Here is a 15406-nt window from a genome sequence, read left to right as displayed (position 1 = left end):
CATCTCTATGGTGTAGGAGATGCACCAATGCGCCTGCCTCTTTCCACTCTCGAAGTGTTCAATGCGATTGCTCAACACGGCAGCCTGAGTGCTGCTGCACAAAAGCTGGGGCTCAAACGGTCCACAGTAAGTCATCAGCTAAAGAACCTAGAAGACAGACTTGGAACTGCACTGTTCATCCGGACGACACGGTCAATCAATCTGACAGAAGCCGGGCGTGCTCTGGCGAGAAGCTCAGGCCCGGCATTTGATCAACTTGCCGACGGGCTTGAAAGCGCACTTACAGCAGGCCATTCAGCCCGCGGTACGTTGAAGCTCGCGATTTCCGAGATCGCCTATCATCTGGTCGTTCGCGAAGCGCTGGTCTCATTCCAGGAGCTATACCCCGAGATCGAGGTTGAGCTGCTGCTAACCGATGCTTTGTCGGATGTGCTTGGCGAGGGCTTCCATGCTGGTTTTCGTATGGGTGGCATGATTGCGCAGGATATGATTGCCATCTGCTTAACAAGTCCATTGCAAACAGCTGTGGTGGCAAGCCCGAAGTATCTTGCGGAGAATGGCACCCCAGAAAACCCAAGGGATTTGTTGGAACATAATTGTCTGCGCTACCGCTTCCAAAGCTCCGGCCAATTCGCCCCCTGGACATTCACCGGCCCTGAAGGTGAGTACGCCGTCGAAGTGGGCGGTAGCCTGATTGCAAACTCTTCGCCGGTCACGGTTGAAATGGCGGCCCGCGGGCTGGGAATAGCTTATACGTTTCGCGACACGTATCTGGAATCACTGGCATCCGGTTTAGTCGAAGAAGTCTTAGTCCAAAACAGGGTTTCCATCCCCGGCATCAATATCTTTTTCCCGCGGGAATACCGTTCGATGACACCACTGCGCCTCTTTATTCAACACCTGAAAAAGAACCGCGTTGGTGCTTAATCAAAAGGGCGCTATTGAGCTCACTCCAATGTCGTCTGAATTAGCACTAAGTCCGCGACCTGTGAGTTGGCGCATCCATTGTCGCCGCGCTGCGCAGGAACGACCGGTTCTTCAGACGCGTTGCTGTGCACAAGATGATGCGCACGCGGCAAAGTCTGTGCTGCGAGCGTACGCAGCGAGAAAATCAAATTCACAGGATGGGCTCAGTGCAGTCGTTCTCCGCGCGTTAAATGAAGGACTGCTTTTTATTTGTTTGGTTAGAAAATCTCGGATTCTGGAGTCTCAAAAATTGAAAACTCTAAGTAGCTGATTTTGTTGGAACCGCAGTCTCACCATTAAGGTGATCCGACAAGAATTGTCGGAGTACGTAAATAATGGGACTGAATTAATGAGACTCGCCTGCCATTGAATTCAACACCTTATGATTTCTGCGCTTTTAGAGTGTTTCGACGGTTCAAGCGCTTCAAGTCGACGTAAAACAGTAAGCCAATGTGCCTCTTCGCAACCTGGAAACCGGCGCAGTGTGTGTTACTTGGGCGTGATTGATCAGCAGAATACCCTGCCTCAGCGTTCGGCCCAGAGCCGACCTCCAGCCGCCAACCGAGATGCTGCGGTCGCAGCTCGCTTTGCCGCCATTCGCTGCACTAGCGAGAAAGGAGGCTTGTCGAACTCTCGAACTGCGGGCACTGCTGCCACTGGTATTATCTGATGAACATTCATTTAGGTAAGGATGGGCCGCGCAGCGAATTGGCGATAGCTATAACTGTTACTCGGCAAGAAGATACAACTTCAATTGCAGGCGCCCCCAGGACGTCACAAAATCACTAAGGACCTTAGGCATCTCATCGGGAAGATTGTTGGCCTCCCCAGGTTCGGTTTCGATCTCAAATAAAGGTCGTATTTGAATGAAATGTTAAATTACGCTCCTTCGCGCCAAATTCTCTGTTTTTGTCGCTCTGAAAGGTTTGTTCTCACACAAAAAAGTGCATCCATCGAAATGAGAAAGTAGCAAGTAAGGGCGACTTGCAACAATAGGTTTGCCATGAAGCTCTAGAACCATCACCTTAATCAGCCAATTATGCCTGGTACCAACTTGACAGCTATCCGACATGTCGCTCTGATGAAGAGGGAGAGTATTGGGGTAGAGCTCAACATGCGTGAATTTTATAGCGGTTTTCCGCGCGAATGCGGGATGTTAGTTCTTAGTCGCTCGGAGAAGTTTTCGCTCTACGCTGGCTCACATGACAAATCACATTATGTAAAGGCGGCTTCGTGACAGGTGTGATGAAGGCCTATGTCAGATTTGTGGACCGTGCCAACAGGACGATTGGGCGGGTCATCATGTATGGCATTTTTCTTATGATGGCGATCCTGCTGTATTCCTCTGTGTCCAAGACCTTCTTTGTCCCCTCGCTCTGGACCCTTGAAATGGCACAGTTTGCCATGGTCGCTTACTACATTCTTGGCGGTCCTTATGCGATGCAGATGGGTGCGAATGTCCGGATGGACCTGCTGTATGGAGAATGGACAGACCGCCGAAAAAGCCAGGTTGACGTGCTGACGGTGCTTTTTCTGATCGTGTATCTGGCCTTTTTATTGTGGGGAGGTTGGGACAGTTTGATGTATTCGTTCCAATATGGCGGCGAGAGGTCCTCGTCCGCGTGGCGCCCCTATATCTGGCCCATCAAAACGATCATGGTGGTTGGCATTCTGCTGATGCTGTTGCAGTCAATCTCGGAACTGTTCAAAGACATCTTGCGGTTGCGAGGACATGATATGGGTCCGAAAGATGATGAGCCGGTGCATATGGCCCCCGAAGACCTTGAAGGGGGACACCGCGGGTGAGCTATGAATTGATAGCCGCGCTCATGTTCTCGACCATGATGCTGATGCTGTTAACCGGGCAGCGTGTATTCGGGGCTATCGGGTTCGTAGCAGTGATTGCCGCCTTTTTCCTGTGGGGCGACAGGGGGGGCTATGATCTGGGGTTTGCGGCAGCGATCAAGGTCATGCGCTGGTACCCCCTGCTTACGCTGCCGATGTTCATTTTCATGGGATACGTTTTGTCGGAATCTCGGATCGCGGATGACCTGTATCGTATGTTCCATGTCTGGATGGGCGGTCTTTCCGGCGGGCTGGCTATAGGCACAATCGGTCTGATGGTTCTGATCTCAGCCATGAACGGATTGTCCGTTGCAGGTATGGCGATTGGAGCGACAATTGCTTTGCCCGAATTGCTGCGCCGGAACTATGACAAGCGTATGGTGACGGGGGTCATACAGGCCGGTTCATCCTTGGGAATTCTCGTGCCGCCTTCCGTTGTGTTGGTCCTTTACGCCATGATTGCCCGTCAACCGGTCGGGCAGCTTTGGCTGGCAGGCGTTATTCCCGGTTTGATGATGGCCACGCTGTTCATCATCTACATCGCCATCCGCTGTCGCCTGAACCCATCGCTCGGCCCAGTGATGAGCGCCGAAGAACGCGCGCAGGTCACCTGGAGCGAAAAACTCCGCCTGCTGGGGGCTGGTCTGCTGCCCATAGGCATCTTTGCGGTGATGATGGTGCCCTTCGTGAATGGCTGGACCTCATTGGTCGAAAGCTCGGCCTTGGGGGCAATCGCGGCCTTGATGGCGGCGGTTCTGAAACGCCGCATGACGTGGCAGGTTTTTGAGACCTCGATCAAACAGACGCTTGGAATTACCTGCATGTTCATGTGGATCATCCTTGCGGCCCTTGCCTTCGGCGCGGTTTTTGACGGGCTGGGCGCGGTCAAGGCGATCGAAAACCTGTTTACGGTGCAGCTTGGTCTGAACCCGTGGATCATCCTGATCCTGATGCAGCTCAGCTTTCTGGTGATGGGTACGTTTCTGGATGACACCGCCATGCTGGTCATCGTCGCTCCGTTATACGTGCCGCTGGTCGGTGCGCTGGGGTTTGATCTGATATGGTACGGTGTCCTCTACACGATCACATGTCAGATCGCCTATATGACTCCGCCTTTTGGGTACAACCTGTTTTTGATGCGGGCCATGGCCCCGCCAGAGGTGACGATTGGAGATATTTACAGGTCCATCATACCGTTTGTGGCAGTGATGGCATTGGCTTTGGGATTGGTGATGGCCTTCCCAGACATCGCATTGTGGCTTCCGGGCATCGTCTACGGAAACTGAGCACGTAAAGAACGAGAAACCGGGTTAACCGGATCAAGTTCAATGAAAAGCACAGGAGAGGAAGACCATGACTACAAGACGTAGATTTTTGCGGACCGCCGCTTTGGCCGCGCCCGCGACGCTTGCTGCACCGGCTATAGTAAAGGCGCAGGCCCCCATCAAATGGCGGTTCCAGACCTATGCCGGAGGCGCGTTGGGCGAGCATGTGACCAAGCCTGCAATTGACTACATCAACGCCAATGCCAACGGCGAGCTGGAAATCGAGCTGTTCTTCGCAGATCAGATTGTACCCACGGGCGAGCTGTTCCAAGCGCTTCAGCGCGGAACAATCGACGGGGTTCATTCGGACGATGACTCGATGGCGTCACCGACACCGCTTCGCGTCTTTGGCGGGTACTTCCCCTTCGCGACAAAGCACATTCTCGACGTGCCGGTTTTGTTCAATCAATACGGGTTGGCGGACATTTGGCGCGACGAGTATGCCAAAGTTGGCGTTCAGTGGTTGTCTGCAGCTGGGCAAGACCCGTGCAACTTCAACACAAAGAAGGAAATTACATCGGTTGCTGATCTGGATGGGCTAAAACTATACACTTTCCCAACCGCTGGTCGGTTCCTCGCCAAGTTTGGCGTCGTGCCGGTGAACATTCCCTACGAAGACGCGGAAGTCGCCGTACAGACCGGAGAGCTTGACGGCATGGCGTGGTCCGGCATTACCGAGGATTACACGGTTGGTTGGGCTGATGTGACGGACTATTTCCTGACCAACAACATCTCGGGTGCGTGGATCGGATCTTGGTTTGCAAACCAGGAGCGTTGGGCAGAGCTACCGGATCACCTCAAATCCATCGTGATGGCGGGTATCGAAGCAGGTCACACCTATCGCAATCAATGGTATTGGGGCGGAGAAGCGGCACTGCGCGCAAATGGCGATAAGCTGGAATTGCGATCAGTGCCAGCGTCCGAATGGGCCGAGGTCGAGAATGCAGCCAAAGAGTTCTGGGAAGAAATTGCCCAGGAAGGCGAAGTGCATGAGAAAATCGTTGGAATTTTCCGAGAATACAACAGTGTGATCAACCAAGCCGGTGCGCCGTACAACTTTGAGTGATACGCTAAGAAGTGGCCTCTGACAGGGGCCACTTCAAATTCCTTTTTTTAGTATTGTGGCAGCCAGATTAAATATCGGAGCATTTTCTAACTGAAGGCGTTGCCAGGCAAGTTGCAATCAGTGTCAGTCAGGCCAGTAGAATTGCCTAAAATGCCGCGCCGAGTTTTCACCACTCGGCGAGAGTGCGGTAGTTAGTGCCTGACCATCGGTCAATGGTGATGCGACTGTGAAGCACCCGTTTCCCAAAAGACCTGTTCAGAAAACCTTAGTATAGCGAGCCGTTTTCCAAGTACGGTGATCTGATTGGTCGCCCCGTTGGCATTTCGGCGAGACAAAACCGCGCCGTTGTTTGCAATTGGTTATTAGGGAGGAGTTCAGCATGACGGACATTTCAGTAATAGGTCTTGGGTCCATGGGTACAGCGCTTGCCCGAGCTCAAATGAAAGCAGGCCGATCTGTAACTGTTTGGAATAGGACACCTGAGAAAGCGACCGCTCTTGGTTCCGAAGGAGCAACTGTGGCGGCCACTGTTTCTGAGGCGATATCTGCCAGTCCTGTAACGATTACCTGCGTAAAATCGCACCCGCAGACAATAGAAATCTTGTCCAATGCGGCTAATTCGCTGCCCAACAAGACCATAATCGAACTCTCAACTGGAGGCGCAGAGGATGCTGAAGACGTAGCGCAACTCGTGGAAAACGCTGGCGCCTCGTGGATGGTTGGCATCATCAATGCTTATCCGCATATGATCGGAGATAAGGATACCGTACTGTCGGTCGTTGGAACCGAAGAACAGTGGAAGATCCACGGTCCAATCATTAGAAATTTGGGCGGAAGCTCTGTCCATGTGGGTGACCAAGCTGGAATGCTGGCTGCACTCTTTGCGGGACTTTTTACAGTTCGCCAAGGTTTCATGTGGGGAATGATTTACGGAGCGCTGGCAGCGAAGAAGGCAGGTATCCCCATGCAAACCTTCTCAGATCTTGTGCCCATATCTATGGGAATGATGAAACCTTATTACGACTACTTTGCCGCGACAGCGCCTCAAGCCACCTATGACAACCCACCAGCCTCGATGAGTACTTACGCCGCAGCTTTGGAAGATGTTCTCGCTAGTTTTGAGGCTCTTGGCGCCCGGGATGAATTGCCCCGACTGTTTGTTGAGATGGCGCAATTGGGTATAGATCAAGGGCTTGAAGACAAGGCTCTCACTGCGATAATAGACGTCCTTGCGCAAAAGCATTAATTATCACAACGATAGAGCAAACCGCGATTTCTGCTTTGGGCTCCAAGCCGATCTTGGAGGCGGTGCAGCATCCTGTTATCGTCCCTCGTCATCGTCGGGTTGTCGTTGTGGGCGTGTATAGCGGAGCGGAGGATCAGTTATGGAAACCCAGACTTACCTGCCATTCGCGCTCTTTGCCCGGCCTGGAACAACGGCCGGATCGTCGGCCAGAAGCGACAATTGAAACCAAAGCACGTCTGGGTAAACCGCACTGCGGACAAAGCGGCCTTTGGTTCTCCAAACTAATCGGACATTTTTGGTTTTAGACTAGGCGGTTGTGTAGAGTGACAAGATTACTTGTCTTCTCTTCCGTAAGCACAATATCTCAATTGGCACCCTGATTGGATGCTGAGGAGGCCGCTACCAATCGAATTTCCATCATATCTTTAGGTCCAGGCGCGGCTTCCAAAAAGGGCGAAAGAGTTCAATCTTGGGGCATCGGTTCATCACGACTTTAAGGCCCGCCGCTTCGGCGAGTTGCGCTGCTTGGTCGTCGTACACACCGATTTGACCCCAAAGAACTTTTGCCCCGATTGCGATAGCCTTCTCGGCAAAGCCATATAACTCTTCCTTTGGGCGGAAGACGTCAACCATATCAACATGTTTGTCGATCTCTTCTAGCGAGTGGTAGACCTTGAGTCCTCTAATTTCCGAAACATTCGGGTTAGGATTCACCGGTACAATATCATAGCCGATTTCACTGAGCTGTCGCAGAACGCCATAACTGAATTTTGTTTTGTCCGCGCTAGCCCCCACCATTGCAATGGTTTTGACCGACTGCAGGATGTCGGCTAGGTACTTGGGGTCGTAATCGTAGATGCGATCAATATCTGCTTCGGGCATCGGTTAACCTTCCTTCGGCGTCGCAATATCAGCCTTGAGTTCGTGGGGTTTGAGTGGGTCGAGAAACGGATTGCGGTACAGCTCGTCATGGCTCTCGACCCCTATCTCAAGCGTGATGTCGGATGTTGGACGTGCCACGCAAAGGATCACATAGCCGTTCGCGATTTGCCGGTTATTCAGCGCAACCTGTCGGCGTTGATCGATCGCGCCAGTCTTTAGTTTTGCCGCGCAGGTAATGCAGCCGCCATACTTGCACCCAAAAGGCAAGTCGACGCCCTGTTCTCTCAGCGTTTCCAGAAGTGGACGCCGCGCATCCACACAGTATTGCGCGCCATCTCTGTTCGCGATCGTCACGGTATACATAGTCATAGCCAGATGTCGCTTGTGCAATCACCGCCCGGATACCGGCTCTCGTGACAGCGCGACGGACCATTCGGTTCTTTGCCAAAGTCCACAATGAAATCCTCGTTGATCTTCATACCACCGTTTTCAGGGTCGCAATCGATCATCACCATAACCCCGCCCTTTTCGCGGATCTCGGGATAGAACTGGTTATCCCAAGTCGAAAACAGCGAGGTCGTGACATAAAGCCTTCGTCCGTCGAGAGAGAGCTGGAACATTTGCGGACCACCCGCGACCTCGACCCCGTTAACGATCGGAGCTTTACCCAAAAGGCCCCCCATAAACACTTGGCCGGTCAGCTTGGGATTATGCGGGTCGGTGATGTCATACTGGCGCATATCTCCATGCAGCCAATTGTTCAGGTACAAGTATTTGTCGTCCATCGAGATCAGGATCGCCGACATAACCCCCGGCAACGGGATCGGCCATTCGGGGTGCATCTCGTTTTCCACGTCGATGATCTTTTCCCACCGCCACTTTTTAGCATCGTCTTGCCACCAATGGATCACATTGGTCGAAAGAGCTGCGCCACAGAACCCATGCGTGCTGTCGGGGTCATGGTGGAACTTGACTTCCAGTGGCAACAGCCCGTCTTCACCCAAATAGAAGCTTTCGACCGGTTCGCGCTTTTCGAAATCCCAAAAATGCAGCTCCCGCCCATATTTCAGATGGCCCACTTCTTCCAGATCGAAGCCCGGCATGAAGGTATTGGGCGCAGCCCATTCGGAACTGACCATCACGTTGTGGCGCGGTTGGTACCAGAAATCGTAGCCAAACTTGATATCGCCCATCGAGGTTTCCCAGCGACCGACGATGTTGAACTCTTTGTCGAGATGCAGATAGCCTCCAGGAGCTTCACCCTTGGCATTTCCAAGGAAGGAAATGATGATTTCCGATCCCAAACAATGCACCGTATGCGGGCCCGATAAATCTGCCTTGGCCTTGATCTCGGCCCCGTCGATGACCTTATGCAACCGCGGTGCACGCGGGTCAGTGGCTGTATCAACGATGTGAAGGTTGTTAGAGCGTACGCCTGGCAGGATCAGGTATTTGCGGGACATCGAGCCGTCGTCGTGACAGGACGAACAGGCGTTCCACCCCATGTGGTGAAGCTCGTCCCCAATCCCCGGCATTTCCAGCCTATTGATTACCTGAGAATAGGTCGCGCTGTCAGGGTCGACATCCACAGTAGCAAGGTAATCAGGTTTCTGGATCCCTGTCCCGGTGTAGATGGCGATCGTGTAGAGTAGCTTTTCTCGGGGGGCTTTGATGGCTTCTTGCGGACTCTTGAAGCCCGGTCCACAGCATTGTCCATCCATCGTGTGCTCCTCCCTTGATTCCCTAAATTGTATCGTATATCGAAAACTTAGTTATCATAAAGTGAGAAAAATGCATCTCGAACGATTAGCGCTGATTTTGGAAATCGTGGGTCAAAAAGGACGTGCGTCCGTAGCGGATATCTGTGCCCAGTCCGATATACCTAAACCGACGGCCTACAGACTGGTTCAAGACCTTGTTTTGTCCGGCCTCCTTGAATCACCAACCCGCGGTGAGTTCGCGATTGGGATTAGGCTAAAGCGTATCACGTTGAGCGATCACTCTGATCCCGCTCTTTTACAGGTGATTGCGCCTGTCCTCTCTGGCGCCGCGAATGACTATGGCGCTGCGTTCTTCTTGTCTCGGCTACGGGGCCATTGGGTTGAGATTATTCATGTGGAGACACCGCAGACGGGCGTGTCTTTTCTTCATCCAGGTATGGGCAAACGACCAATGCACGCGTGCTCTTGCGCCAAGGCAATCGCCGCCGTGTCGCCTGAGCTGCTGTCTCAAGACCGATTGGATGGGCAGCTTAAGCGGTACACAGATCGCACGATCACAGACCCTAAGGATCTGGCCGCGGAACTCGATGTCATTCGAGCCAAAGGGTATGCCGTATGTGTTGAAGAGCTCGAGCGCGGGATCAGTTCTGTCGCAACAACGCTGACTAAGACAGGTGTTGGTGCGACGCTTTCAATCGGCGCTACCGCGTCTCTTCGGGTGTTTACACCTTCGAAGCGAGAAAAGATTGGCCATACACTTACCACAATGTCACACGAACTTGCACGCGCGCTAGGATGGGGTGAAGCAGATAAAGAAAGGATACCCGCTTAGGTTCATGGGTATCGCAGTGCTGTAGGTTAACGCCATCCAGCAGGACGGGTGTGTTTTGCGACCTTCGCCGCTTTTAGGTCAATGAAGGAGACAAATATGGACGATGCAATGTTTGGTGGGTTCTTCGTGATCAACGTAAAACCTGAGTATCGGCAGCCCTTTTTGGACGCCAGCATCTTCCAAGCGCAAAATGTTGTCAGTGAAGAACCCGAAGTTTTCCAGTTTCATATTTTGGTGGATGAAACAAACCCAAATCGTTTCTATTTCTACGAAGTGTTCAGGAACGAAGCCGCGGTCCAAGATCATTGGGAATCTGAAACCTTCAATAACTGGTTAAACACTGTCCGAAAAATGCTGGATGGTGAGATCGAACTTGTTGCCAGGATGCGCTCGCTTTTTCCGACGCCAAAAGGTTTCGAGGCGCAAAAAGCAAGCCTGCTACTATGGTAAAATTGACCAACGTTTGAAATTTTCGTCCGTGCGAGAACATTACGGGTTTTGGTGCTGGTCCGCTTTGGACACGATGCGATCATGCGATGATATTTCGAGAACGTCTTCGATGCGCTCGAAGCTGACACCCGACAGATTTGACTGATCAGCTGCCAGCCTATTTCAGAGAAAAAGGGAATTTCGTATGAACAGATGGATTTATTTTGGGTTCGCGTTGCTGGTTTCAGCGTGCAGCCCACCTACACAGGCTCCATTGGTCACTGACGCGAACGGTCAGACTGCCATCCAAATCAACACAAGCGGGCTGACATGCTACGAGTCGACCTGTCTGGAGATCACAAGAGGCAGCGTTCGCGCGATCGGACACAAGAGAGCGCGGATCCCAAAAGGTATCGATGTCAGCAGCGGAACCGTCACCCCAGACGAGTTCAAGCGGATGCGCCAATCAGCGATGCTGGCGGGGGGACCCGGTTCTGGCAATCGGTAAAGGAAGGAAAGGTCGTGATATGTTCAACGATGACGTCCAGGCACGATGCCCGGAATGCGGATCGCCGGATACGCTGGTTACGGGTGAGAAGGCTGCCTGCAATGCATGTGGGTACGAGGAGCCTTTTCTGTTCGATGAGGCGGTGCGCGACGGATCGCATGAGGTTGTGGCCAACGCGCAGAAAATGGCACGGGCGAGAGACGTTCTGCAGCGATGGGATTTTGCAGGGTAAATGGGTGGCTGAGGGAACCAGAAATCCAGAAAAGTGAAAACGCGCTGTGCGGGCCTCTCAGGGACGAAACGAGGGCCGCGCCTGTCACGAGATGAAAAAATCCGTTAACCCCTCTTTGAATGGGCGTAGAAGGGGTTACTCTGCTGCGACTTGCTCGGTAGGGCTCCAACGCTTCGTTCTGCGCGGGCTGCGCTGTAATCCTCGTCTGAGACATGCTCCATCCAATCCGCAGTCTTGCCTTCAACAGAGGTCTGCACAGCCAGATGGGTCATCGCACAGTCAGGCGACGCGCCGTGCCAATGCCGCTCTCCTGGCGCGAACCACACCGTATCGCCAGGGCGCAACACCTGCACTGGCTGCCCCTCAGACCCAGCCAGGCCCAAGCCCGACAAAACATGCAGCGTTTGACCGGCAGGGTGCGTGTGCCAAGCTGTCCGTGCGCCGGGCTCAAAAGTCACCGTAAGGATCTTGACCGGCGAGGGATCATTCCCCGTTACAACGGGATCAAAGCGGACCGTACCGGTGAAATACTCATTGCCGGGAAATTGAGAGGGCCGGTCCCCGGCGCGGTGAATCTCCATGATGTGCTCCTTCGATGTGCTGCTCTTGGCGACTTAGCAGAGTTCCGATTTCAAACCCAGAGGCGCGCCGGGTCGACGCGGCCATCAGAGCGCCATTGTCGAATGCCCAGAATGCGACTGGAACCGGTCATCGGTTTGAACAGGACCTACGGCCAAGTTGCAGACAAAGCCGTCTCAGGCTGGCGCTGCAGATTTCGCTTTTCCACCGACAACCCACAAACACAACACCGCAAGCAAAACCTCTATCGCAAATGCGGCAAGAATGTTTTCGGATGGCCAACCATCGAGGACGAAACTGATTGTCCTGCCCACGGCGAAAGCTGAGAAAACCGTAGCCCCAAGCAAGGCTGAGGCCTGGACCAACTTTTGGTAAAAGGCTCCGCACAAAATGATCAGGCCAAGTACCGCGAGATTGGCAGCAGGTGCACGCAACTCACTCATCAGGTTTGGCTGCGGCGAGAGTACGATGCCGTAGTTGGCGTAGAAAGACTGTGGGTCCAGAGTGATGGCTAGACCGATGGCGAATGCAGTTAATCCGGACATGCCCAAGATAAGCCTGCCTCTAAGTTCAAGTTTCATGTTTGTCTCCAATTTCCTTTGGCCTGGCTCAAGCGGCTTTGGTCCACGCGCCAGACATTTCAGCTTTGTTTGCGAAGTCGGCGAAGTCGCGTGGCGCGCGTCCAAGCGCACGCTGGACACCGTCCGCCAGGTTCGCATTGCGCCCGTCCAGCGTTTCACGCGCGATGTCCGTGATCACATCAGCAATCATCTCGCCATTCGCGTGCGCGATTTCCGCGTGGAAGTCTTCGAATGAAATTGGCAGGTATTGCACAGTCCTGCCCATGGCGCGCGAAAGCTCTGCGGCCATGTCGGCAAACGTCATGAGACGTGGTCCCGTGACCTCGTACAGTTCGCCGTCGTGTCCTTCTTCTGTCAAAGCAGCTACGGCAACATCGGCGATGTCGTCCACGTCGATGATCGGTTCGCGTACTTCGCCGGCGGGCATCGGCAAGACACCTGCCATGACCGGACCAAGCAATGCCCCTTCAGAGAAGTTTTGTGCAAACCATGCTGCACGAACGATAGTGAACGGAACTCCGGAATTGCGTACGACTGCTTCCGCTCGTTCCGCATGAAACTCGCCACGCCCGGTTAGCAGAACAAGACGCTGTAATCCCTTTTCACGAGCCAATGCTGTGAAGGCTTCGACTTGCTCAACCGCGCCAGGAAAAGCGATGTCAGGAAAGTAAGAAATATAGGCAGCCGAAACGCCTTCCAGGATTGCGGGCCAGGTCTGCGGTTGTTCCCAGTCAAATGGCGTTTCACTGTTCCGCGATCCGCGCCGGACTGTCTGCTCTTTTTCTTCCAGACGTGTCGCGATCCGCGATCCGGTTTTACCTGTTGCGCCAAGTACGAGAATGGATTGCTGTGTCATTGGTCATCTCCTTGAGTTCAGTTGATGGCCCGAAATTAAGCAATCATAAGAGATGTTCTATTCTTCAAAATCCCGCATTCTTATCCAATCGTCCAAACCGAATAGACGAACAGGTGAATTTCGTCCAATCTCATGACATGAACCAGTTTGACCCTCATGTCCCCGACCCCGATGCGCTGGCGCAGCCGATTGGCGATCCGCTGGGGGAAATCCTTCATCTTCTGAAGCTCACCGGCACATTCTACTGCCAGTCGCGCATGTCCGCTCCTTGGGGCGTGTCCATACCAGGCTTTCCCGACATACTGAGCTTTGCGGTCATTACGCACGGGCGTTGCTTCATGAAGGTCGGACAAGATGACCCCTTTGAGGTCGAAAAAGGCGACCTGGTCTTGATGACCAACGGTGCGCCCATCGGTTTTTTCAGCTCGGAAGACACGCCGCTTTTGACGCTGGAAGAGTTGCCCATTCGCAAGGTGACCGAGCTCTATGAAACACTGGAATACGGTGGTGGTGGAGCGGAGACGGGCATCATGTACGGCCTCGTCCGGATCGATCACGCCGCCAGTGGTATGTTGATGGGCTTGCTTCCGGATGTGCTCAAAATCGACCCGTGGGAAGAGGATGCCGGAAGCTGGCTACAGGCGACTTTGCAATTCATCGCAAAAGAGGCGCGGGAATTGAGACCGGGTGGCGAAACCGTGATTACGCGCCTGGCAGATGTCGTTGTCATCGAGGCCATTCGTCGTTGGCTGAACAGCGCACCAGACGCAAACCGCGGCTGGTTGAAAGCGGCACGAGACCCGCAGATCGGGCGCACGATAGTCGCCATTCACCGTACGCCTGCTGCGGCTTGGACAGTCGAGTCTCTCGCGGAGGTTGCTGGTATGTCCAGATCCGCGTTCGCGGCGCGGTTTACTGGGTTGGTAGGCGTTCCAGCAATCCAGTATCTTGCAACGTGGCGTATGCACCTGGCCAGCGAAAGGTTGGTGTCCACCGATCAACCAATCTCGCAGATTGCCGCTGACATCGGATACTTGTCAGAGCCTGCGTTCAACAAAGCCTTCAAACGGGTATTTGGCGTGCCACCGGGAAAAATCAGGAAGAACGGAATTCACTCCGTATCCAGGCGAAACTTGAGAAACTGAGCATCTTCGTATTCGATCTCGCCGATGCGTTTGGCACCGAGTTTCCGGAGTGCACCCAGATTATTTCTACTTGGTGGCAGCAGAAACGTGACAAAGGGGATACGTTTGTCAGCGATCGCAAAGTCGATTGCCATTTTGGCAATCCGTTTCCCAAGTCCAAAGGCGTCGGGCCGCAAAACCAACCCAAAATCCCACTCGTCACCTTCTTTTTGAAAGCCCCCCCAACCAACATACCGACCGCCTGACAAAAACGCCCAATGTCCAAGACCGTCCCGCGCCCAGTAGCCTTCCTTTTTGGCGATAAATTCTCTTGCGACCTCAACATTCCATTTGAACGTCAAAAGCGGCATATGCTCTGCTACCCGGGGGTCGGACATATGAACCGCAATGTCATTCGGATCGATTTCCGAAAGGCGTGCAAATGAAATCCCATCTTTCATCATTGTACTCACTTGATGGCCCGAGCTGTCCCTTGCATGCAAAGTAATTATGGCGCGAATACTGTTTCACAGCTTTCTCGCGACAATGTACCGGCTCGGCAATAACCCGGCTTGATCCGCTGTCTCAACGATATCGAAGCCCGCACGTTCAATAGCGTGCTGGAGTTCAGCTACGGACACAAAATTTACGAACGGAGCTTTCCCGAGCACCTGCATAATCGGGATCGCTATTCGGCTGATTATGCCATATTTGAACCCTCCACTCTCTGGAGCGCAGACGGTCTTGGAAATGAATACCCCACCGGGTTTTGTAAGGGTCGCAATGTGTTCGAGTGCATGACCCATGTCGGGTACAAGGTGCAGTAGATTATGCGCGAGGACAGCGTCGTAAGAACCGTCGTCAGGATCGTGCTGCAGAACCTCGGCCACTTTGAACGTGACATTCTCCAGCTCTTCTTCGGCGAGTTTCTCGTTGGCGATTTCGATCATCCCCGGTGCGAGATCGGAGGCAGTGACTTGAGCCACATGCGGTGCCAATAGCAACGCGGTTGACCCCGTCCCACACCCGATTTCCAACACACTGTCTTCGGCTTGCAGGTAGGATTTTGTACGTTCGAGCGTGTTCAGATACCCTTCCATGTTCCGGATAGGATCAGCCGCATATTTGCGCGAAATCTTGCTCCAGAACTCGGCATCTTTGGACAATGCAGCCATCTTTTATCTCTCTTTCAAACTTTTCACAGCAGCCAGTAA

17 protein-coding genes are annotated in these 15406 nt (G+C 53.3%); 9 read left to right on the top strand and 8 right to left on the bottom strand.

Annotated elements, in window-relative coordinates; translation table 11 throughout:
• The first annotated feature begins 27 nt into the window (after nucleotides 1–27).
• The 5 genes from ACR0AJ_RS13360 to ACR0AJ_RS13340 all read left to right on the top strand — a co-directional run bounded on the left by ACR0AJ_RS13360 (nucleotide 28) and on the right by ACR0AJ_RS13340 (nucleotide 6448).
• Entirely contained in the window at nucleotides 28–927 is a 900-nt protein-coding gene (locus ACR0AJ_RS13360; protein ID WP_480647909.1) for a LysR family transcriptional regulator, read from the top strand.
• Between the two features lie 1272 nt (nucleotides 928–2199).
• A complete protein-coding gene (locus ACR0AJ_RS13355) occupies nucleotides 2200–2772 on the top strand; it encodes a TRAP transporter small permease subunit (protein ID WP_425082651.1) in 573 nt (190 codons plus the stop codon).
• Nucleotides 2769–4097, top strand: coding sequence for a TRAP transporter large permease (locus ACR0AJ_RS13350; protein ID WP_170350254.1), 1329 nt, complete (start codon nucleotides 2769–2771; stop codon nucleotides 4095–4097). Before ACR0AJ_RS13355 ends, ACR0AJ_RS13350 begins: the two co-directional genes overlap by 4 nt.
• 67 nt (nucleotides 4098–4164) lie before the next feature.
• Nucleotides 4165–5202, top strand: a complete 1038-nt coding sequence (locus tag ACR0AJ_RS13345) for a TRAP transporter substrate-binding protein (RefSeq protein ID WP_170350253.1) — start codon at nucleotides 4165–4167, stop codon at nucleotides 5200–5202.
• Nucleotides 5203–5581: 379 nt separating this feature from the next.
• Nucleotides 5582–6448, top strand: coding sequence for an NAD(P)-dependent oxidoreductase (locus ACR0AJ_RS13340; RefSeq protein WP_480741072.1), 867 nt, complete (start codon nucleotides 5582–5584; stop codon nucleotides 6446–6448).
• A gap of 417 nt (nucleotides 6449–6865) precedes the next feature.
• On the opposite strand, the gene ACR0AJ_RS13335 is transcribed toward ACR0AJ_RS13340, so the two are convergent.
• Genes ACR0AJ_RS13335 through ACR0AJ_RS13325 form a run of 3 tightly spaced genes read right to left on the bottom strand, consistent with a single transcriptional unit; the run spans nucleotide 6866 to nucleotide 9051 of the window.
• Nucleotides 6866–7330 (bottom strand): CoA-binding protein, encoded by a 465-nt coding sequence (locus ACR0AJ_RS13335; RefSeq protein WP_170350251.1) that lies wholly within the window; start codon nucleotides 7328–7330, stop codon nucleotides 6866–6868.
• 3 nt (nucleotides 7331–7333) lie between these two features.
• Complete coding sequence (locus ACR0AJ_RS13330) at nucleotides 7334–7693, bottom strand: 2Fe-2S iron-sulfur cluster-binding protein (protein ID WP_480640955.1); 360 nt, start codon at nucleotides 7691–7693, stop codon at nucleotides 7334–7336.
• A 2-nt stretch (nucleotides 7694–7695) separates the two neighbouring features.
• Nucleotides 7696–9051 (bottom strand): selenium-binding family protein, encoded by a 1356-nt coding sequence (locus tag ACR0AJ_RS13325; protein WP_480741070.1) that lies wholly within the window; start codon nucleotides 9049–9051, stop codon nucleotides 7696–7698.
• A gap of 70 nt (nucleotides 9052–9121) precedes the next feature.
• Here ACR0AJ_RS13325 and ACR0AJ_RS13320 point away from each other — a divergent pair, with 70 nt between their 5' ends.
• The 3 genes from ACR0AJ_RS13320 to ACR0AJ_RS13310 all read left to right on the top strand — a co-directional run bounded on the left by ACR0AJ_RS13320 (nucleotide 9122) and on the right by ACR0AJ_RS13310 (nucleotide 11052).
• Nucleotides 9122–9883 (top strand): IclR family transcriptional regulator, encoded by a 762-nt coding sequence (locus ACR0AJ_RS13320; RefSeq protein WP_170411531.1) that lies wholly within the window; start codon nucleotides 9122–9124, stop codon nucleotides 9881–9883.
• Nucleotides 9884–9979: 96 nt separating this feature from the next.
• Nucleotides 9980–10333, top strand: coding sequence for a putative quinol monooxygenase (locus ACR0AJ_RS13315; RefSeq protein WP_170359650.1), 354 nt, complete (start codon nucleotides 9980–9982; stop codon nucleotides 10331–10333).
• Between the two features lie 506 nt (nucleotides 10334–10839).
• Nucleotides 10840–11052: a hypothetical protein gene (locus ACR0AJ_RS13310; RefSeq protein ID WP_480741068.1), complete on the top strand. Its 213-nt coding sequence runs from the start codon at nucleotides 10840–10842 to the stop codon at nucleotides 11050–11052.
• A 104-nt stretch (nucleotides 11053–11156) separates the two neighbouring features.
• On the opposite strand, the gene ACR0AJ_RS13305 is transcribed toward ACR0AJ_RS13310, so the two are convergent.
• From ACR0AJ_RS13305 to ACR0AJ_RS13295, 3 genes are all read right to left on the bottom strand, one after another.
• On the bottom strand, nucleotides 11157–11633 hold the full coding sequence (locus ACR0AJ_RS13305; protein ID WP_480741066.1) for a (R)-mandelonitrile lyase: 477 nt from the start codon (nucleotides 11631–11633) through the stop codon (nucleotides 11157–11159).
• A gap of 174 nt (nucleotides 11634–11807) precedes the next feature.
• Nucleotides 11808–12212 carry a DUF4345 domain-containing protein gene (locus ACR0AJ_RS13300; protein WP_170350245.1) on the bottom strand — a complete coding sequence of 135 codons (405 nt, stop codon included), beginning with the start codon at nucleotides 12210–12212 and terminating at the stop codon, nucleotides 11808–11810.
• A gap of 28 nt (nucleotides 12213–12240) precedes the next feature.
• On the bottom strand, nucleotides 12241–13068 hold the full coding sequence (locus ACR0AJ_RS13295) for a Rossmann-fold NAD(P)-binding domain-containing protein (RefSeq protein WP_480647899.1): 828 nt from the start codon (nucleotides 13066–13068) through the stop codon (nucleotides 12241–12243).
• Nucleotides 13069–13079: 11 nt separating this feature from the next.
• Here ACR0AJ_RS13295 and ACR0AJ_RS13290 point away from each other — a divergent pair, with 11 nt between their 5' ends.
• Entirely contained in the window at nucleotides 13080–14213 is a 1134-nt protein-coding gene (locus ACR0AJ_RS13290; protein ID WP_480741064.1) for an AraC family transcriptional regulator, read from the top strand.
• Here the strand turns inward: ACR0AJ_RS13290 and ACR0AJ_RS13285 are convergent.
• Nucleotides 14180–14653 (bottom strand): GNAT family N-acetyltransferase, encoded by a 474-nt coding sequence (locus tag ACR0AJ_RS13285; protein ID WP_480648036.1) that lies wholly within the window; start codon nucleotides 14651–14653, stop codon nucleotides 14180–14182. The genes ACR0AJ_RS13290 and ACR0AJ_RS13285 overlap by 34 nt on opposite strands.
• 66 nt (nucleotides 14654–14719) lie before the next feature.
• Nucleotides 14720–15367 carry a class I SAM-dependent methyltransferase gene (locus ACR0AJ_RS13280; protein ID WP_170350242.1) on the bottom strand — a complete coding sequence of 216 codons (648 nt, stop codon included), beginning with the start codon at nucleotides 15365–15367 and terminating at the stop codon, nucleotides 14720–14722.
• Between the last annotated feature and the right edge of the window lie 39 nt (nucleotides 15368–15406).

Source organism: Ruegeria sp. CJ9, assembly GCF_056536625.1.
The sequence above is the reverse complement of the archived record's forward strand: the minus strand, read 5'-3'. Positions and strand labels throughout refer to the sequence as shown.